Genomic DNA, 18,822 nt, shown 5'->3' with positions numbered 1-18,822 from the left:
ACAATTGGTAAATAATTTGCCATTTCGAGAACGCCAACTTTTAGCACAGGTCTTGAGAACCGCGAATATGCAGCTGGCTTGCGGACTGGCTGAAGACATGGCAAGGGATGTTTGGTTCAATGCGGCATACATCATTCAGTGATTGGTTTCCAATCCTCAGACGAGATTCGTGTGTGCTGTCTTATTTATCATATGCAGGTGATCCGCTTCATGCCGTCATATGGATATTTCTTTGCAACACACCATATACTTGCACATAATAAAAACGATACCACCCTCCCCTTACGGCAAGAATGGTATCCATTTACATGCAAATATATTAACGAACCAGCTTTTCCGTTTCTGTCATTGTCTTATTATGACTTTTTGATGAACACCAGTCTAATGCTTGCTGCAAGTCTTCCCAGATATCTTCCCAGGCCTCCAGCCCAACTGAAAGGCGGATCAATTGATCCGTAATGCCCATTTCCAAGCGATTTTTTTCCGGCACGGCAGCATGGGTCATTGTCGCCGGATGTTCAATCAATGTTTCTGCATCTCCGAGACTGACAGCAATTTTCAAAAATTGCAGCTGATTCAGTAATGACTGCGCATCTTTTTTTGTGCCTTCCATTTCAAAGGCAATGACTCCGCCGCCACGCTTCATTTGTTGCTGCATGAGTGCGTAATCAGGATGGTCCGCATCTCCTGGGTAGTATACATGCTTGACAGCAGGATGCGCTTTTAAATGCGCAGCTATTTTTTCTGCATTATCGCAATGGCGCTCCAGACGTACCGGCAGCGTTTTTAAACCGCGCAGCAGAAGCCAGGCATCCATTGGACCAATAATGCCGCCGATATCCTTTTGCGTAGTCATAGCCACCTGATCAAGAAAATCTTTTTGACCGACAGCAAGCCCCGCAATCACATCGCCATGACCACCGATATATTTGGTCGCACTATGAATAACCACATCACAGCCTAATTCAAGCGGGCGCTGCAAGTATGGCGAACTAAAGGTATTATCGACCACGACTGGGATGCCGTATTCCTTGGCCACTTCGGCTACCAAGCGCAAGTCTACCAGCTTCATTGTAGGATTGATTGGTGTTTCTACATAGATGCATGCTGTTTTATCATTTATGAGGGAGCGGATGTCCTCCTTTGTTTCCATCTCGGAAAAATCATGTCTAATATTGTATTTATCTTCGAGCATGGTTAAAAGACCGAATGTGCAGCCATAAAGCCCTGAGGAACAGAGAATATGGTCATTGGCTTTTGTCAGTGCAATCAAGATAGCCGAAACAGCTGCCATCCCCGATGCAAATGCCAATCCACGCTCACCGTTTTCCAACGCCGCTATTTTTTCTTCCAATGCCGCTACTGTGGGATTTCCCAGCCGGGAATAAATATAACCATCCTCTTCCCCTGCAAATCTCCTCTCTCCCTGCTCGGCCGATTCAAATGTGAACGTCGATGTTTGAAATATTGGCGTGGTGAGACTCCCATCCATCGTTTTAGCATCGTATCCGGCATGAATAGCTGATGTTTCAAAATGACGATATGTTTTAGACATGGTGGACCCCCTTTTATCAAGTGAAACGATTTAAACGCTTCTTCTATAATTCTATTTTATGTTATTCCCTTCAAATTTGAAAGCGTTTCCTGATAATTCACAAGCAATTCAATTGCCTTTTTGCTATTAATTTTCTAAAATTAGCTTATTTACCAGAACGAGAGGAGATACATATGAACCAGTCATCACAGAAAAACGGCATTATACTTGTTGCGTTAGCGTATGTATTTTGGGGGTTCTTACCCATTTACTGGAAGCTGGCTGATCGGGTGTCTGCCGGCGAGATTCTTGCTCATCGGATTATTTGGTCATTTGTTTTTATGGCACTGCTAGTAACTGTTACAGTCAAATGGCGCCCTTTTATTACTGAATGTAAAGCAATTATTCATGATAAGCGTAAGCTGCTTGGCATAACTTGTGCATCGATCGTCATCAGTTTGAATTGGCTCACCTACATATGGGCAGTGAACGCAAACCATGTCATTCAGGCAAGCCTTGGATACTATATCAACCCATTAGTCAGCGTTTTGCTAGGTATCATCTTTCTGAAAGAAAGCCTAACGCGCAGACAAATTCTATCTGTCGTCCTTGCGGCAGCAGGGGTCATTTACCTGACAATCAGTTACGGTGTATTTCCGTGGATTTCATTGGTACTAGCTATCACGTTCGGCTTATATGGCCTGCTGAAAAAGACCGTGGATATTTCTGCTATGTTCGGGTTGACAGTGGAAACATTGGTTGTAACACCGATCGCATTGATATATCTTGCGTTTTTGCCGGTCCAGGCATTCCATTTCCATTCCCTGTTTACGGGAACCAACATGCTTCTGATGGGTGCTGGTGTGGCCACAGCAATCCCATTGCTTTTGTTTGCTGCAGGGACGAAAACCATACCACTTTCTCTGGTCGGTTTTCTGCAATATATAGCACCGACAATCATGCTTTTACTCGGTGTTTTCTTATATGATGAACCCTTCACAGTTGCTCATATGATCGCCTTCAGCTTGATTTGGTTCGCCTTGATCGTTTACTTGGCATCGATATATCGTCCGAAGAAACAATCCATGCAAGAACATTAATAATTTTTCGTGCCTGCTGTTGACACTTATGTTTTTGTCCGTTATAATACTGATTAATTTCAAAAATCAAATCTCTTATCAAGAGCGGCGGAGGGAATAGGCCCTGTGAAGCCCGGCAACCAAAGAGGGAGCATTGCTCGCTTTTAAGGTGCTAAATCCTACAGATCATACGGATGGTCTGGAAGATAAGAGGAGGATACGCATAAATAAATGCAATCGCCTCTTCTTAGGAAGAGGCGTTTTTTTCATTCCACCTCTTCCTCCAGAACCGAAATCAAAGGAGGAATTTTTCATGTCAGCATTTTCATTCAATCAACCAGAAACAGTATTATTGCACGGTGGCCAGCAGGTGGATCCCGCAACCGGGTCACGTGCCGTGCCAATCTATCAAACAACTTCCTACGTCTTCCGTGACACAGAACATGCTCAAAATCTGTTCGGCCTTAAAGAGCCTGGAAATATCTACTCCCGTATCATGAATCCGACAGTAGACGCTTTTGAACAGCGTGTCGCTTTGCTGGAAGACGGTGTCGCTGCTGTGGCCACATCGTCCGGTATGGCAGCTATCACCCTCAGCATCCTCAATATAGCTGGTGCAGGGGACGAAATCATCGCCGACAGCAACTTGTACGGCGGCACATATAATTTATTTGCTAAAACACTGCCGAAATACGGAATTCATGTTATTTTTGTCGACGGTACTAATCCTGAAGCAATCAAACAGGCGATTACGGATAAAACGAAAGCAGTATTTGCTGAAACAATTACCAATCCAAGCCTGAATGTGTTCGATATTGAAACAGTGGCAGAGATTGCCCACGAGTACGGTATCCCGCTCATCATCGATAATACTTTCGGAGTATATGCAGCCAAACCATTGGTGTGGGGCGCGGATATTGTCGTTCATTCCGCAACGAAATGGATTGGAGGCCATGGGACCACTATTGGTGGTGTTGTCGTAGATGGCGGTCGTTTCGACTGGGGCTCGGGCAGGTTCCCCGAATTCACCGAGCCGGATGAGAGTTATCATGGGCTGAAATACGTAGATACAGCACCTGCAGCGTTCGCGACGAAGTTCCGTGTCCAATTGCTGCGCGATATCGGCGCATGTCTCAGTCCCCAGAGTGCTTTTCTCCTCTTACAGGGACTGGAAACACTGCATCTTCGCATTGAACGGCATCATGCCAACGCGAAAATAATAGCTGACTATCTGAATGAGCATGCGCAGGTGGCATGGGTCAATTATCCAGGGCTGGAATCACACCCTTCTAATAGTCTTGCAAAAAAATATTTACACCAAGGGACCGGCTCAATGATTACATTCGGTATTCAGGGCGGCCGTGAAGCCGGCAGAAAAGTAATCGACAACATCAAGCTTTGGTCACATGTTGCAAATGTAGGAGACGCGAAATCACTTATCATTCATCCTGCATCCACCACTCACCAGCAGTTAAGTGCGGAGGAGCTGGTGCAAAGCGGTGTCAGCGAGGAATTGATTCGACTGTCCGTAGGTATTGAGTCCACTGATGATATCATTGCAGATCTGGATCAAGCGATTGCTGCAGCTACTGATTCGTCGCCAACTGTAGCCTCATCTGAGGATAATGTAGTCCAGTGGCTGTTGCATTCACCTTTTGAGCGAACTGAAAATGGCCCGAGACAAAAGACGATTGCTGTTTTCGGTCTGGACCAGTCAACGAGCACTTTTTATGATCAAATCAAGCATCTGAAAGCACGCGGTTTTCAAATCCTGCCAATCGCATCCAATGCTGGCACTCTTCTGCAGGCGACATCCTATGAACGTTTGCCAGATGCAAAAGAAGATATCGATGCTGTACTCGTTAAGCAGGACAGCATCCCAGCAGACCTGGTAGAACAGCTGATTCAAAAAGATGTGAAAATCATCTGGTTTGAAAATGGCTACCCAGATACTCCAATACTTGATAACGCTGAGGCAGCAGGTGTCACAGTCATTAAAGGACTTGAACTGTATGCGGAAGCAAACCGGATTCGCGGGGGACAGTCTCCCGCTGTGGTAAAGTGGTAAAGCGCTACGGAACTGTAAATATTGGCAGTTTGAATTTAGAATCTGGCGTTTTGTTGGAGGATGTGATTCTGCAATATGAACGGGCTGGACTGTGTGATGGACCAGTAGTGCTGGTTTGCCACGCATTGACAGGTAACCATGCAACGACAGGAACAGAAGATATCCCTGGCTGGTGGAGCGGTTTGATTGGTGAAGGCCGCTCCATCGATACAACCACTTACCAGGTGGTCACATTCAATGTACTTGGGGGTTGCGACGGTTCCACCGGACCCACCTCCATCAACCCCAAAACCGGGCAGCGATATCGTTCCGATTTTCCCGCTATCACCGTACGTGATATGGTGCATGCACAATACAAAGCTTTGCGGGCACTTGGAATCTTAAAAATCCATACTGTCATTGGAGGATCGCTTGGCGGTATGCAGGTCCAGGAATGGGCTCTTCTCTATCCAGAACAGATAGAAAGAGCGATCATCTTGGCAGCGACTCCCACGCTTTCAGATTATGGCATAGCTTATAACCACATAGCCAGGACAGCCATCACTTCTGACCCTGCCTGGCAAAATGGCTTTTATCAAAACAACGAGCGTTTAAGGGGACTTGAAATCGCCAGAATGGTCGGGATGGTTTCCTATCGCAGTGCGCCATTATTCGCAGAACGCTTCCAGCGTAATCACTCTGGAGATGACTTTGAAATTAACGCTTATTTGGATTACCAGGGTGAAAAACTTTGCACCCGTTTTGATGCCAACAGTTACCTTTGCTTGCTGGCGGCGATGGATCAGCATGATATTGGCCATACCCGAGGTGGATGGAAAAAAGCAGCAGCAAGTTTCACAGTACCGATGCTGGCGATCAGTTTTGCACATGACTTGATCTATGAACCTGTGCAAATCAAAGCATTTGCTTCACATGTGCCAGATTGTACCTATCACCATGTGGAAACGACATTCGGCCATGACGGTTTTTTGACAGAATACGAGAAATGGGGAGATGTGGTGCAGCAATTTGTACAAAAGCCCCTTCATGAAAAGGTGGTCCAATGAATAAGCTGCGTATTGCTTTGCTTGGTTTCGGAACAGTCGGTAAAGGGATCTATCAAACAATAGAAGTACAACAAGCACGTTTACAGCAGCTCACTGGCAAGCAGGTGGAGATAGCAGCTATTGTGGTCAAGAGCTTGAAGAACCATAAAAATTATAACGGCCATGCAAAGCTCACCACCGATTTCCAGGAAGTGTTGGGAGACAAAAACATAGATCTGGTGATGGAAGCAATTGTCGGCAAAGAGCCAGCTTTCACTTATTTACAGCAATCCATCCAACAAGGGATGCACGTTGTTACCGCAAACAAAGAAATGTTCGCACAACATGGCCAGGAATTGAAGAAACTCGCCGAAAAGCACTGTGTACAAATCGGTTTTGAAGCAACCACTGCCGGTGGCATCCCTGTCATTGCAACAATCAGGCAACTCTTACAAGTCAACCGTGTGAGAAAAATCCAAGCCATTTTGAACGGCACTAGCAACTATATCCTGACGGAGATGCGCATGAAGCAGCTTTCATTTTCCCAGGCGCTCAAAAAGGCACAAGAACTAGGTTATGCGGAAGCAAATCCTGCCAATGACATTGATGGCCGGGATGCATATTTCAAAGCTGTAATTCTATGCCAGCTGCTCTTCGGAAGCAAGGCAGATAAAGCCCGCTTCAAACAAACTGGCATCCGTGACATTTCCATGTCATTTCTGGATGAACAAGAAGCCGCAGGTAAGCGTGTCAAGCATCTTGTAACGATCGCCGAGACGGAAGACGGGATATACTGTGATATCTCCCCAGCTGCATTGGAACCCGGCCACCCGCTTTATGCGGTAGAGGGAGTCGATAATGCGGTTCATCTGGAAACAGACATTCTTGGTGAGCTTACGTTAACTGGCCCAGGTGCCGGTGCGTTGCCGACGGCGAGTGCGATGATAGAAGATTTTTGCACGATTATTGGCCGCCCGAATGCCTATTCAGCGCATGAAGAACTGGCCTCTATCCACTGATAATGTATTTTATATTACAAACACCTTAAAAATCGCCTAAAATGTGGGCGATTTTTTTCATTCCATATTAAAGTCAGCTATAATGGGTAAGAATATAAATATGTGTAGATATATGTATCTATTAGAAGTTGTCCAAAAAAGCCAGGTAAAAGCGGTCTATCCATTCTGCTGACTGCTACTCAGAGCCAATGCGGTCTTTTTATCTCTCTTTTTGAACAATACTATGAGCATATGAACATATTATATATAGACAACTATATCAGCACAGGTGTGATCAAATGAAACAGATGAAACATAAAAAAACGTGGCTTATCATTGGGATACTTCTATTATTAGCAGGAACGATATTCGCATCGATTATATATATGAACCGACCAGACCCGGATCAGAAACTTACCCATCTGAAAAAAGAACTAAAACCGCAACAGAATAATGCTGCACCAGGAAAAAAAGACGAGCAGCAAAAAAACCACAAATCGAGTCATCAAAAAGACGAAGCATCAAATAAGGATAATCAAATCAGGGAAACGTTTGAAGTCGCACTGCAACAGACCGTTGATTTCTTCTCCAATCGAAAAACGAATTTTGTGGCCATAGGTGATTCCTTAACAGAAGGTGTGGGCGATACGACGGATAATGGCGGATATGTCGGCTTGCTTGATGATACCATTAACCAGGATAAAAAGCTTGCCACATTTAAAAACTACGGCAAGCGCGGCAATCGAACAGATCAATTAATCAAGCGGCTGGATGATCCAGAAATTATGGCTTCTATGAAAAAAGCTGATGTCATCTTGATCACTATCGGTGCCAATGACATCATGGAAGTGTTGAAAGAAAACATTACAGATATTACTTATAGGGCTTTTTCAGAAGAACGCTCGCATTACGAGGATAGATTACATGTCATTTTTGATAAGCTCCGGAGTATGAATGGTGACGCCAAAATTTACCTGATCGGTTTTTACAATCCATTCGAGCAATACTTCCAGAATATCGATGAACTCGATCGGATTGTCGATAACTGGAATGCCACAAGCGAAAAGGTTGTCGAGACATATGACGGTGTCACATACATTCCAACAAAGGATTTATTCCATCATAAGAAGGATTTATTCGCAGCCGACAATTTTCACCCCAACATAACGGGTTATGAATTGATGGCGAAGAGGATTCTTTCTTATATAACAGAATAGGCCAGAGGATCGTATTAAAACTGCCTGGCCACGCAAAAGAAAGGTGGAGAGTATGTCAGAAAAAAGAGTATCACCGAAAAAAAGCAAATGGAAAAAGCTGTTTTGGCTTTTGTTATCTATTGATATCATTATTATCGCAGTATTACTGGCATTTATTTTTTGGCCGGTTCAGGGTGCAGATATGCCGGCAAAACACAATGTGGATGAGGAGCAAAGTTCATCATTCACGATTCGCACCACAAGGAAGAATTTGGATGAACTAATTAATGCTTACTTGGATAAATTATTGCAGGATTCCAAGCATCATTATAAAATCTCCCTCGAGGACGATGTACATCTGATGGGGGAATTACCTGTTTTTTCAACCACAGTCCCATTGTCTGTTCACTTGGAACCCATTGTACAAAAAAACGGAGATGTGGTGCTGAAACAGAAATCCATTTCAATCGGGCTGCTCGAGCTCCCGAACAAAAAAATCATGGAATACATGAAAAAATACTTGCCAATGCCTGAATGGGTAGCGATCGATCCAGCTAAATCAGAGATTTACCTAGCTGTCACCCAGATGGAAATCAAGAGTAACTTTCATGTGAAAGTGGAGCATCTCGATCTGGAGGCAAACAATATCGCCATACAGCTTAAAGTCCCATACCGTACACTGGGTATCGACCCGATCAATACGAATGGGCAATGATGCTTAGCCATATCTTCATAGAGGCCGTGTAAATCAAACATGGCAGGACAATATCTGATCCCGGCCTTTACGAAATAAGCAGCATGCCGCTGTCAATCTTGATAGACAGCGAGCATACTGCTTATTTTATCTTTGACCGTTTCGACTAAGTAAGCAGGCTCCAGCACCTTCGCTTTTGTTTCCCCAAGTGAGAATCCAATTGATCAATCCATCAGAAAGTTTGGCCTTGGTTTTTAATACAAAATGCTCTTCATCGAACTTCCTGATATCTGCTTGATGCCCGAAACGATCCAGCACGACGTTGACCAGTTCATGCTGAAAGCGTATTTTAATCCATATTTCGGATATTCAGTTTGACAAGTTCATAACCCATATTGGCAGACTGGCTGAACACCATCGCTTGCGGCAATGTTTTTGCAAAATGTTCGCTCGTAAGACTTTTCAGCTTGCTCAGCAGCTGTTTTTTTCTTTCGGAGTGACAAATTTGGCTGATCATACCGCATCGATAATCAAGCGCAGCTGATACGTTTCAAAAAGCCTGGATTGATAGCTGTATAATAATTTTCCATGTTTTCCTATATTGCGAACGATCTCAAAATCCATCCCATCCAACGTTTCCAAATCTTTTCTCAAAGTTCTATTGTCATACTTGCCGTTTATTATGTATGCTTCCATCGCATCTTTGATTTCATTCATGGCAAGCTCATTCGATTCGTCGGTACGCCGAAAAAGCATTTCTCGCAATTTTAGCAGCCTATAGCTATTGCTTCGTTCCAGCTTTTGCATATTTTCCCTGCTCATTTTACCGTGAATAAGCAATGCTGAATTCCTGGTCGTGCGAGATTGCTTGCAGGATCAGTCACACCCCTCATTGTAAATCGGGATTGCAATAGTTAACGAGGCATGACTGATACTCAACGCAAGACTAGCCGTTTAATTTTTTGTGACAGCAACACAAATCTTGATTTTCTTTCATTTACCGCAAACGCAGAACTCGTCTCGGCATCCTGTATCATTTTAGTGGCATAATCACCAAGTCTTCCTTCATATTGCAGACATAGCCCTTCGATACCCCGTATGTCTGCTGGCGTGATAAAGCAGCAAGGTTTGGCCAACTGGAAAGAAAGGCTGTCTTTCAGCATCATCGCCACGAATTGCGAGCAGAAAAAAGCATTTTCCCGCTTGATTTCGATTTGAAGCAATACACCAATCAAACCAAGAAAATTATATCGATAACTTCCCTGCTCCGCTTCCATCGCTGAAATATTATGCAACAGCTTCTCATACTCTGCCTCTTCTATGCAAAATGAATAAATAGCACAATCAGCTTTTTTCAAAAAATCACCACGAATGTTTTCCCGAACGAAACCGCCGCTGAAAGGATTTTTCGGCTTCTTCCGTCCAAAGCTGTATACCTTGGTCAATGCATCATCAAACCCTATTGAAACATGATTCAATGAGCATCTGGTAAACAAATTGATCACTTTTGATAAACATGTTCCCGTATCCGTGAAAATAAAGTAAATCATCCTTTCCCCCATGCCTTCCCCCCACTGTACTATATGAATGGTTGCCTTTTCCTGTACAAAAAGACTTGTTCTCTAAATCACCGTCTAATTCCTTTGTCGTATCAAAACCCCTTTATCCAACGCATAAGCGCAATGAAAGCTTACCCTATTTGTCTGTGAATCCCAAGTTTTCTAAATCCATTATACGTTGTTTACCTGGAAAAATATATGCTTTCCTATATTATATGGTGGATTTGGATTGACGAAACCCCTATTTTCCCGTAAGCTAGCTATGATTGAACTATTTATTGGAGGAAAAACCAACACTATGATAACAGTGAATAATGTAAGTTTACGCTACGGCGATAAAAAATTATTTGAAGATGTCAATATTAAATTCACACCAGGAAACTGCTATGGCGTGATTGGAGCGAACGGAGCCGGGAAATCAACTTTTTTAAAAATCCTTTCTGGCGAAATAGAGCCACAGACAGGTAATGTTTCTTTTTCACCTGGCGAACGGTTGGCTGTATTGAAACAGGACCACTTTGCATTTGAAGAATTACCTGTTCTTGAGACGGTTTTAATGGGCCATGAGCGGCTGTATGCGGTAAAACAAGAAAAAGATGCCATCTACATGAAAGCTGACTTTTCCGAAGAAGATGGAATGCGAGCTGCTGAACTGGAAGGCGAATTTGCAGAAATGAACGGCTGGGAAGCCGAGTCGGATGCCGCCATTTTATTGAAAGGGCTCGGTATTTCTGAAGACTTACATGCTAAATTGATGTCCGAGCTGACTGAAGATCAGAAAGTGAAGGTTTTGCTTGCCCAGGCATTGTTCGGAAATCCCGATGTACTGTTGCTTGATGAACCTACCAACGGCCTTGATATTCAAGCGATCCAGTGGCTAGAAGAATTTCTCATCAACTTTGAAAATACAGTCATTGTCGTATCCCATGACAGACATTTTCTAAACAAAGTCTGCACGCATATCGCTGATGTCGATTATGGCAAAATCCAAATTTATATCGGCAACTATGACTTCTGGTATGAGTCAAGCCAGCTGGCTTCAAAAATGGCGCAAGAACAGAACAAGAAAAAAGAAGAAAAAATCAAAGAACTGCAGGCATTCATCGCCCGCTTCAGTGCCAACGCCTCTAAATCAAAACAGGCGACATCACGAAAAAAGTTATTGGAAAATATTACTCTTGATGATATCAAGCCATCATCCAGACGTTATCCATATATCGCATTTTCTCCTGAACGCGAGATCGGCAATGATTTACTCCGTGTCGAAGGACTGAGCAAATCAATTGGCGGCAAGAAAGTGCTTGATAATATCAACTTTACATTGAATAAAGATGATAAGGTAGCGTTTGTCGGAAGTGACGACATTGCCAAAACAACTTTGTTCAAAATTTTGATGGGTGAAATGGAAGCTGATTCCGGCTCTTATAAATGGGGCATTACAACAACTCAATCCTATTTCCCTAAAGATAATGCTGCGTTTTTCGAAAATGGGGATTTGAATTTGGTCGACTGGCTGCGGCAATTTTCTCCTGAAGACGAGACAGAAACTTTCCTGCGTGGATTTTTAGGAAGAATGCTCTTTTCCGGTGAAGAAGCATTGAAAAAATCAAATGTGCTTTCCGGGGGAGAAAAAGTACGCTGTATGCTGTCGAAAATGATGCTTTCCAATGCCAATGTACTTTTGCTCGATGAGCCGACCAACCACTTGGATTTGGAATCCATCACCGCTTTGAATAACGGTTTGATCAAATTCAAAGGTTCGATCCTGTTTACGTCCCATGACCATCAATTTGTACAAAGTATCGCCAACCGTTTGATTGAAATCACACCAAATGGATTGATAGATAAAGAAATGAGCTATGATGAATATGTCCAGGATCGTGAGCTGCAGAATAAAATTGCCGCCATGTACGCTGGATAAGTGAGTAATTCGTGAAGTGACGTCAAGAAATTTTTCCTCTGGCGTCACTTTTTTATATAAAATGGCGCTTGAAAATTGGATCAGCAAGCGTTCGTAGATTAAACCATCGTGCACTGACAGTGTTTGGAATTTACTGTTTTTGATTTCTCTCGTCAGTTGAAGGGGGATATCTTGTCAGATTGCAGCCTTTACTTGTCAGTTGCTCCAGCTTACTTGTTAATCTATAAAAAAACATCTTCCTTTACAGACAAAAAGCGCTCTTCCCATTAGGAAGAACGCTTTACATTCATTTTATCAGATACTTTTTCAAGCATATCTCTGGTCATTGCATCCAAATCATATGCTGCCTGAAAACCCCACTCTTCTTTTGCTGCGGTCGCGTCAATTTGGTTCGGCCAGCTTTCCGCAATTCTCTGCCGCATCGGATCGACTTCAAAACGCAGTTTAAAATCCGGAATATAACGCTGAATTGCCGTTGCAAAATCTTCTGGTGCTGCAGAGATCGCAGCAATATTAAATGCATTGCGATGCTTCAATTTTGCCGGGTCCGCTTCCATCAGATCGACAATCGCAGCGAGCGCATCAGGCATATACATCATATCCATATACGTATTCGGGGCAATAAATGACGTATATGTGTTATGTTTTATTGCCTCATAATAAATTTCCACCGCATAGTCTGTCGTTCCTCCACCCGGCGGGGCGACATAAGAGATTAACCCTGGAAAACGGACACCGCGTGTATCCAGGCCAAAACGTTCGTGGTAATAGTCACAAAGCAGTTCACCAGAAACTTTGTTTACACCATACATAGTTGTGGGACGCTGCAATGTATCCTGTGGTGTCATGTCTTTCGGCGTTGATGGCCCGAATGCACCGATGGAACTTGGCGTGAAAAATTGCAAATCGAGTTCTCTGGCGACCTCCAATGCATTGACCAGACCGCCCATGTTGATATCCCAGGCTTTTTTCGGCGCTTCTTCCGCTTTAGCTGAGAGCATTGCTGCCAAATGCATGACCGTATCCGTCTGATGTTTTTTGGCAACTTCATACAAACGGTCTGCGTCAGTTACGTCGACAATCTCGAATGGACCGTCATGACGCCCCGGCCTTATATCTGTAGCAATAATATTTTCACTGCCATATACATGGCTGAGTTTAGTGACGAGCTCCGATCCAATTTGTCCAAGTGCGCCAGTAACCAGAATCCTTTTCATAGCACATACCTCTTCCCTATTGATACGTTTAATCCATCTTATACGTCAAATTAAATCAAGTTCATTTCTTTACCGACTTTTTCATAAATCGCAATTGCTTCATCCAGCATTTCTTTCGTATGAGCAGCTGTTGGCATATTACGAACTCTGCCTGTTCCCCTAGGCACCGTCGGGAACACAATCGATTTCGCATAAACGCCTGCTTCTATCAAGCGTTTACTGAATTCCTGTGCAGCTTTTTCTTCCCCGATGATACAAGGAGTGATTGGTGTTTCACTATCACCGATATCAAACCCGAGTTTTTTCAATCCGGCTTTTAAATAACGGCCATTTTCCCACAGCTTTTCATTCAATTCACTGCTCTCCATCAAAATCTCGATTGCTTTCGTGCTAGCTGCAGCGTCAGCTGGAGATACAGCTGTGGAAAATAAGAATGGACGTGAGCGTACTTTCAGCCAATCGATCAGATTCTGTTTGCCCGCAACATAGCCGCCAATGACGCCAATTGCTTTCGAAAGTGTCCCCATTTGGAAATCGACTTTATCTTGCAACCCGAAATGCTTCACCGTACCAGCACCTTTTCCGAGAACTCCTGAACCGTGGGCATCATCCACATATGTCAACAGGTCGAATTCCTCCGCTATTTCTACGATTTCAGGCAGCCTGGCAACATCTCCATCCATGGAAAAGACTCCATCTGTAATGATCATGATTTTATTGTACTGCCCGGATTCTTTGGCTGCTTTTGCCTGCTTGCGCAAATCTTCCATATCCGAATGCTCAAAGCGGATGATTTTTGCTTTGGACAGTCTGCATCCATCAATAATGGAGGCGTGATTCAATGCATCTGAAAGAATGGCATCATTTTTATCCATCACGGCTGAAATGGCTGCCATATTGCAATTAAAGCCGGATTGATAAGAAATTGCTGCTTCCGTACCTTTGAACTGGGCGATCTTCTTTTCAAGCTCCAGATGCAAGTCAAGTGTTCCATTTATCGTTCTTACTGCGCCTGCACCTACTCCATGTGAATCGACTGCAGCCTTAGCCACTTTTTTCAAGCGTTCATCTGTTGCTAATCCCAAATAATTATTAGAGGAAAGATTAATCAATTCTTTGCCATGAATCGTTATCTTGGGTCCGTTGGCTCCTTCAACAGGATCAATTTCATTATAAAGTCCTCGCTCCTTCAAATCTGCAATATTTTCATTTAAAAAAACATCCAGTGTTTTGCTGCTCAATGCAAAGGCCTCCTTTATCGTTGTATACATGTGTCCGTTCCAGAAGGACATTCATATACTTAAAATCCTTTATTTATCCATAGTTTAACATACATCAGAAAAAATGTTTACTTAAAATGTACATTTTTTATACCTATTTCATTTGTATTCACTTCTAAACTTACAACATTGTAAGCTTCCGTCATCATAATCAATAGGGACAGCAAACCCGTTTATCATATAATCGTTTTAACAGTTAAAATGAATGGGAGGGAGAATAATGAAGAAATTACTCATCGCTGTTTTCATGCTGATTATTCTCGGATTTTGTGTGTTCGGATATGCCGCCTCAAACAAGCCTGTGACCAATGATGCGGTAAACGAGGATGGACAGACAATCATCACCAACTTAAATTAATGTTTACAGAGGAAAATAAAAAGGAAAACATCAATTAAGATGTTTCCCTTGAAGTTTGGAGATATGGATTATTTGATTATTTAACGATGGTTACATTGACATTTTTTACGCCCCATGCTTTGGCTTTGCCATCATTTGGCATATGGACATCAATTTTATGTCCTTTGATTGCGCCACCGATGTCGCCTGCTGTTGCATAGCCATAACCATCCACATATACTTTGGATCCTAATGGGATCACATTTGGATCAACAGCAATTACTTTTTGATCAGGATTTTTCTTTAAATCAATGCCTGTTGAAGTTACACCTGAACAACCATCGCAATTTGCTGTATAAGCGGTAGCAGTTACAGAAACTGTTTTTCCTTCAGGTGTGCCATTTTCATTGCTCGCTTGTTTTGGTTCAGCTTTTTTAGCTTCCGGTGCTGGCTTGTCTGCTTTTTCTGCTGGCTTAGCAGCACTTTGATCTTTTGATGTTACCGGCGCTTTTTCAGCTGCTGGAGCAGGTTCATCTTGCTTAGGAACGTTTACTCCTTTAATGTCGAGCTTTTGCCCAACAACGATCAAATCTGAATCCAAGTTATTCCAGTTTTTAATATCTTTTATGTCAACGTTGAATTTTTTTGCGATTTTACTTAATGTATCGCCTTTCTCTACTTCATAATCCTCGTTGATGAATATTTTTTGATTTGGGTGGATGACATTTGAATCAAGATCGTTCATCTCCATCAGGTCATCAACAGAAGTATTATATTCTTCGGCGATTTTCCAAAGATTATCTCCATCTTGTACTTTGTACTCCTGCGCTGAAACATTTGTTACAGCCGCGCCAGCAATTACGACACCCATAGCAAGTGATGCTACAACTTTCTTCATTTAGGTAGTCCCTCCTTAAAATCTGACAATGCCTATATTAACACAGTTTCATAGGCTTGTAGGTTACAAGACTTTTAAAAGTCTATTACAAGGATTACCTTAATGAAGGACTTTTATTACAAGTTTGTTAGATGTGTGACATAATTGTCTTTAAAAAAGGATATGTAGTCATTTTGTCTTATTTGTCATTTGGAACATTTTGATTTAATGAATTTCATTATCACAATCTGTATATTCTAAAATATATCTTGTGCATTTTGAAGTATTATTCAGTACCCATAAAATCGTTTTTCTTCCTATATAAATAGGGCTTTATAAAAATAAACAAAAGGACATCCCCAAAATGGGCAGCAAAAAGTTAGAGTTTCATATGAAGATACCTTTTCAATCAGAATTCTCCTTGATTTCAAATGATAGCGTTGCTCAAGCTTTTCAAGATGGCTTCCGTATTCATTCTAAAATGCCCTTGACTTTTCAGATACCTCAACTTCCAAAAGAAAGAGTTCAGTTTTGCGATCAAGTTTCTGGTTCTCGTGTGTATTACCTAGTTTTATTTAGGTTTTTCTGTTATTCACTTTATACACATCGCTGGCCGTTCCACTCGGTTTTCTAACGTTTGCCGTTCCTTCAAAAAATCATTTCTTCCAAAGAAATCATCTGTGGGTTCGTTAAACCAAATGCCATTGCAGTTTCATACTTCAAAACTCCTGTCCTTTTCATAAAGTTTTGTACACCCAGTTTAAATTGAAGAGAATAAACTACATTGTGTCGTTTTTTCTTTAGACCCTCAGTATCGAATTTCCTTATACAGCCACCCACCGCTTAAGTTATGCATCCGTTTTTTGTAATCGCGGCTTGAACTGCGAGTAACCTAACGGAAGATACAAAGACTCCTTCATCCATGAAAAAATCGTCATATTTACTCATAAATAAACACCCCGAAAGTTAGCTTTCTACTCAAACTTTCGGGGTGCACTTCAAATCTGATGGATCCTTTATTAATCTACTTTATTCCGTTACACCAATTTGGTATTTGAACGGTTCTCTATCCTCATGTGCAATAGTGTAATTAGCAACTCGTTTGTTAACCGGAACCAATTGTGCACGGAATAGTGTTGGGAACACCGGTACATCTTCCACCATCAGCTCTTGCCATTTTTTGTAGACATCTTTGCGATAATCCATATCGAAGGCTTTATCAGAAAGTCCTTCTTTCAATAGTTTATCATTTTCTGCACTTTCATAACGAGAGAAGTTGAACATGGCATCTTTGCCATAAAGACCTGATGGGTCTACATCATCACCTGTACCCCATGCACCTTGGAAAATATCAACTTTCGGATCATCATTACCGCCATTTCCTACACGATCATAGAATGCTTCAAATTCCTGCAAGCGACCATCCAACAATTCTACATGAAGGCCAACTTCCTTCCAAGCCTGGATATAGTATTTTGCGATTGGTTCTGCTGTGTCACCACCAGACATAGAAGCAAAGTTGATAACCAATTCTTTGCCATCTTTATCTTCACGATATCCGTCGCCATCCTTGTCTTCAAATCCCGCTTCATCCAAAAGCTCTTTCGCTTTTTCCGGATCATATTTCGGGGTTTCGACATCGTCCGCTCTCCATGTCGGATGAGCAGGATCAATCAATGTATCCGCAGACCAACGCAGACCATGATAGAACTTCTCACCAACAGCATCATTGTCTACTGCATACCACATAGCTTTGCGCAGATTCACATCACCCATTTTCGCATCTGGATTGGGCTTAACCTGGCCTTTTTTCTTATCCCAGGTACCTAGTTTAAAGCCAATATACGTATAGGCCATATCAACGTTACCAAGAAATTCGACATTTTTCATATCTGCATTGTCAGGATATTGGTCAGTAGGGAACGAACTCACCATATCAACTGATCCATTTTGCAATTCTTTCACAACAACAGATGGATCGATTACTTTAATGGTTACTTTATCGAGGTTAGGTTCACCACGCCAGTAGTCCTTGTTTGCAACCAATGTAACAGATTCACCTGGGACAATGCTGTCTACTTTAAATGGACCTGATCCAATTGGGTTTTTACGAACTGCATCCGATTTTGTCATATCTTTTACTGGAATATCTTTAAAAATATGTTTCGGCATAGCATATGGCCAAATACCACCAGCCAACAGGGACGGAGTCGGATCAATAAATGTCATTTTCAATGTTTTCTCATCGACAACCTCCAAGCCGGAAACCTTGTCAGCTTTACCATTATGATACTCTTCCATCCCCTTGATGTTTTTCAGAGTGGAGTCATACCGCGGACCATCATAATCCTTATTAGCAATTGTCTCAATGGCAAATGCCCAGTCTTCTGCTTTCACAGGCTCTCCGTCCTGCCAATTTACATTATCCTTAATTTTAAATGTGTACGTTTTTTTATCGTCACTTACTTCAATGGAAGCTGCTCCATCCTTATAATTGTGATCCTTATCTATATCGAGTAAAGCGTCATCCACCCACTTGAGAATTTGTGAGTCCGGATCTCCATCATAGAAGGTCCAGTTCAGTGTACCTTTGAACGGACTGTCGGAAACAAGCCCGAAAGTAATCTCTCCCCCTTTTTTTACTTCTCCATCATTGGAAGTATCTTCATTGAAATCCTCGATGGAATAAATACCGTCCTCGGATTTACCACCTTTTTCGGCTGTTTTATTTTTATTGCCGCCACCTTTTGCTTTGTCCCCGCTTCCGCCGGAATCCTTGCTGCATGCCGCCAATGCAAGTACCAATACGAGCATCATTGCGAATAACAGCTTTGTCCACTTTGTCTTTCTCATTCGTCTTAACCTCCCCTTTTGATAACGATCATTGTGAGCCGGACGTTGCCGACTGTGTCTTACCCCACTAAATGGAGTACTTTTGCCTGGATAATGATGCATTCTGTTATCACAGTCTGCCGCTACGCCTCACCCCCCTTAAATTGACCATTCCTCTTTTATATTTATTGCATCGTGTGGCCAA

At 42.5% G+C, this 18,822-nt stretch carries 15 protein-coding genes and 1 riboswitch; of the genes, 8 read left to right on the top strand and 7 right to left on the bottom strand.

The features are described 5' to 3' along the window. Nucleotides 1–319: 319 nt before the first annotated feature. Nucleotides 320–1,555 (bottom strand): methionine gamma-lyase, encoded by a 1,236-nt coding sequence (gene megL / locus ACFSMW_RS09005; RefSeq protein WP_390354962.1) that lies wholly within the window; start codon nt 1,553–1,555, stop codon nt 320–322. 173 nt (nt 1,556–1,728) lie between these two features. Between megL and rarD the strand changes: the two genes are divergently transcribed. The 6 genes from rarD (at nt 1,729) to ACFSMW_RS08975 (ending at nt 8,615) form a co-directional block, all read left to right on the top strand. Beyond that, nucleotides 1,729–2,634 (top strand): EamA family transporter RarD, encoded by a 906-nt coding sequence (gene rarD, locus ACFSMW_RS09000; RefSeq protein ID WP_390354960.1) that lies wholly within the window; start codon nt 1,729–1,731, stop codon nt 2,632–2,634. A 72-nt stretch (nt 2,635–2,706) separates the two neighbouring features. Continuing rightward, a riboswitch (SAM riboswitch) is annotated at nt 2,707–2,826 on the top strand. A gap of 100 nt (nt 2,827–2,926) precedes the next feature. Next, entirely contained in the window at nt 2,927–4,681 is a 1,755-nt protein-coding gene (locus ACFSMW_RS08995) for a PLP-dependent aspartate aminotransferase family protein (protein ID WP_390354959.1), read from the top strand. Then, complete coding sequence (gene metX / locus ACFSMW_RS08990; protein ID WP_390354957.1) at nt 4,675–5,727, top strand: homoserine O-acetyltransferase MetX; 1,053 nt, start codon at nt 4,675–4,677, stop codon at nt 5,725–5,727. The genes ACFSMW_RS08995 and metX overlap by 7 nt, the downstream gene beginning before the upstream one ends. Then, nucleotides 5,724–6,725: a homoserine dehydrogenase gene (locus tag ACFSMW_RS08985; protein ID WP_390354955.1), complete on the top strand. Its 1,002-nt coding sequence runs from the start codon at nt 5,724–5,726 to the stop codon at nt 6,723–6,725. The genes metX and ACFSMW_RS08985 overlap by 4 nt, the downstream gene beginning before the upstream one ends. A 278-nt stretch (nt 6,726–7,003) precedes the next feature. Continuing rightward, nucleotides 7,004–7,921, top strand: coding sequence for an SGNH/GDSL hydrolase family protein (locus ACFSMW_RS08980; protein ID WP_390354953.1), 918 nt, complete (start codon nt 7,004–7,006; stop codon nt 7,919–7,921). Nucleotides 7,922–7,973: 52 nt separating this feature from the next. Further along, entirely contained in the window at nt 7,974–8,615 is a 642-nt protein-coding gene (locus tag ACFSMW_RS08975) for a YpmS family protein (protein WP_390354952.1), read from the top strand. A 492-nt stretch (nt 8,616–9,107) separates the two neighbouring features. Here ACFSMW_RS08975 and ACFSMW_RS08970 read toward each other — a convergent pair whose 3' ends face one another. Both ACFSMW_RS08970 and ACFSMW_RS08965 read right to left on the bottom strand, forming a co-directional pair. Then, entirely contained in the window at nt 9,108–9,401 is a 294-nt protein-coding gene (locus tag ACFSMW_RS08970; protein WP_390354950.1) for a hypothetical protein, read from the bottom strand. A 128-nt stretch (nt 9,402–9,529) separates the two neighbouring features. Beyond that, nucleotides 9,530–10,156, bottom strand: a complete 627-nt coding sequence (locus ACFSMW_RS08965) for a hypothetical protein (RefSeq protein WP_390354948.1) — start codon at nt 10,154–10,156, stop codon at nt 9,530–9,532. A gap of 295 nt (nt 10,157–10,451) precedes the next feature. Here ACFSMW_RS08965 and ACFSMW_RS08960 point away from each other — a divergent pair, with 295 nt between their 5' ends. Then, complete coding sequence (locus ACFSMW_RS08960; RefSeq protein ID WP_390355432.1) at nt 10,452–12,074, top strand: ABC-F family ATP-binding cassette domain-containing protein; 1,623 nt, start codon at nt 10,452–10,454, stop codon at nt 12,072–12,074. 266 nt (nt 12,075–12,340) lie between these two features. Here the strand turns inward: ACFSMW_RS08960 and ACFSMW_RS08955 are convergent, their stop codons facing one another. Further along, a complete protein-coding gene (locus ACFSMW_RS08955; RefSeq protein WP_390354946.1) occupies nt 12,341–13,291 on the bottom strand; it encodes an NAD-dependent epimerase/dehydratase family protein in 951 nt (316 codons plus the stop codon). 50 nt (nt 13,292–13,341) lie between these two features. Beyond that, the gene (locus ACFSMW_RS08950) at nt 13,342–14,532 is read right to left on the bottom strand and encodes a glycine C-acetyltransferase (protein ID WP_390354944.1); all 1,191 of its coding nucleotides are present in this window, start codon (nt 14,530–14,532) and stop codon (nt 13,342–13,344) included. A gap of 259 nt (nt 14,533–14,791) precedes the next feature. On the opposite strand from ACFSMW_RS08950, the gene ACFSMW_RS08945 reads away from it, so the two are divergent. Beyond that, nucleotides 14,792–14,929 (top strand): hypothetical protein, encoded by a 138-nt coding sequence (locus ACFSMW_RS08945; protein WP_390354942.1) that lies wholly within the window; start codon nt 14,792–14,794, stop codon nt 14,927–14,929. Nucleotides 14,930–15,005: 76 nt separating this feature from the next. On the opposite strand, the gene ACFSMW_RS08940 is transcribed toward ACFSMW_RS08945, so the two are convergent. Both ACFSMW_RS08940 and opp4A read right to left on the bottom strand, forming a co-directional pair. Next, nucleotides 15,006–15,806 (bottom strand): 3D domain-containing protein, encoded by an 801-nt coding sequence (locus tag ACFSMW_RS08940; RefSeq protein ID WP_390354940.1) that lies wholly within the window; start codon nt 15,804–15,806, stop codon nt 15,006–15,008. A gap of 1,008 nt (nt 15,807–16,814) precedes the next feature. Then, complete coding sequence (gene opp4A / locus ACFSMW_RS08935; protein ID WP_390354939.1) at nt 16,815–18,638, bottom strand: oligopeptide ABC transporter substrate-binding protein; 1,824 nt, start codon at nt 18,636–18,638, stop codon at nt 16,815–16,817. Nucleotides 18,639–18,822 lie beyond the last annotated feature (184 nt).

Source organism: Tigheibacillus halophilus (assembly GCF_042683165.1).
Lineage (GTDB): Bacteria > Bacillota > Bacilli > Bacillales > Amphibacillaceae > Tigheibacillus > Tigheibacillus halophilus.
The sequence above is the reverse complement of the archived record's forward strand: the minus strand, read 5'-3'. Positions and strand labels throughout refer to the sequence as shown.

Excerpts from the sequence above, each read along its gene's own strand:
- ACFSMW_RS08980 (WP_390354953.1), top strand. The coding sequence starts at position 7,004 with ATGAAACAGATGAAACATAAAAAAACGTGGCTTATCATTGGGATACTT.
- ACFSMW_RS08940 (WP_390354940.1), bottom strand. The coding sequence starts at position 15,806 with ATGAAGAAAGTTGTAGCATCACTTGCTATGGGTGTCGTAATTGCTGGC.
- ACFSMW_RS08945 (WP_390354942.1), top strand. The coding sequence starts at position 14,792 with ATGAAGAAATTACTCATCGCTGTTTTCATGCTGATTATTCTCGGATTT.
- rarD (WP_390354960.1), top strand. The coding sequence starts at position 1,729 with ATGAACCAGTCATCACAGAAAAACGGCATTATACTTGTTGCGTTAGCG.
- opp4A (WP_390354939.1), bottom strand. The coding sequence starts at position 18,638 with ATGAGAAAGACAAAGTGGACAAAGCTGTTATTCGCAATGATGCTCGTA.
- ACFSMW_RS08965 (WP_390354948.1), bottom strand. The coding sequence starts at position 10,156 with ATGGGGGAAAGGATGATTTACTTTATTTTCACGGATACGGGAACATGT.
- ACFSMW_RS08975 (WP_390354952.1), top strand. The coding sequence starts at position 7,974 with ATGTCAGAAAAAAGAGTATCACCGAAAAAAAGCAAATGGAAAAAGCTG.
- ACFSMW_RS08985 (WP_390354955.1), top strand. The coding sequence starts at position 5,724 with ATGAATAAGCTGCGTATTGCTTTGCTTGGTTTCGGAACAGTCGGTAAA.
- ACFSMW_RS08960 (WP_390355432.1), top strand. The coding sequence starts at position 10,452 with ATGATAACAGTGAATAATGTAAGTTTACGCTACGGCGATAAAAAATTA.
- ACFSMW_RS08995 (WP_390354959.1), top strand. The coding sequence starts at position 2,927 with ATGTCAGCATTTTCATTCAATCAACCAGAAACAGTATTATTGCACGGT.
- megL (WP_390354962.1), bottom strand. The coding sequence starts at position 1,555 with ATGTCTAAAACATATCGTCATTTTGAAACATCAGCTATTCATGCCGGA.
- ACFSMW_RS08955 (WP_390354946.1), bottom strand. The coding sequence starts at position 13,291 with ATGAAAAGGATTCTGGTTACTGGCGCACTTGGACAAATTGGATCGGAG.
- ACFSMW_RS08970 (WP_390354950.1), bottom strand. The coding sequence starts at position 9,401 with ATGCAAAAGCTGGAACGAAGCAATAGCTATAGGCTGCTAAAATTGCGA.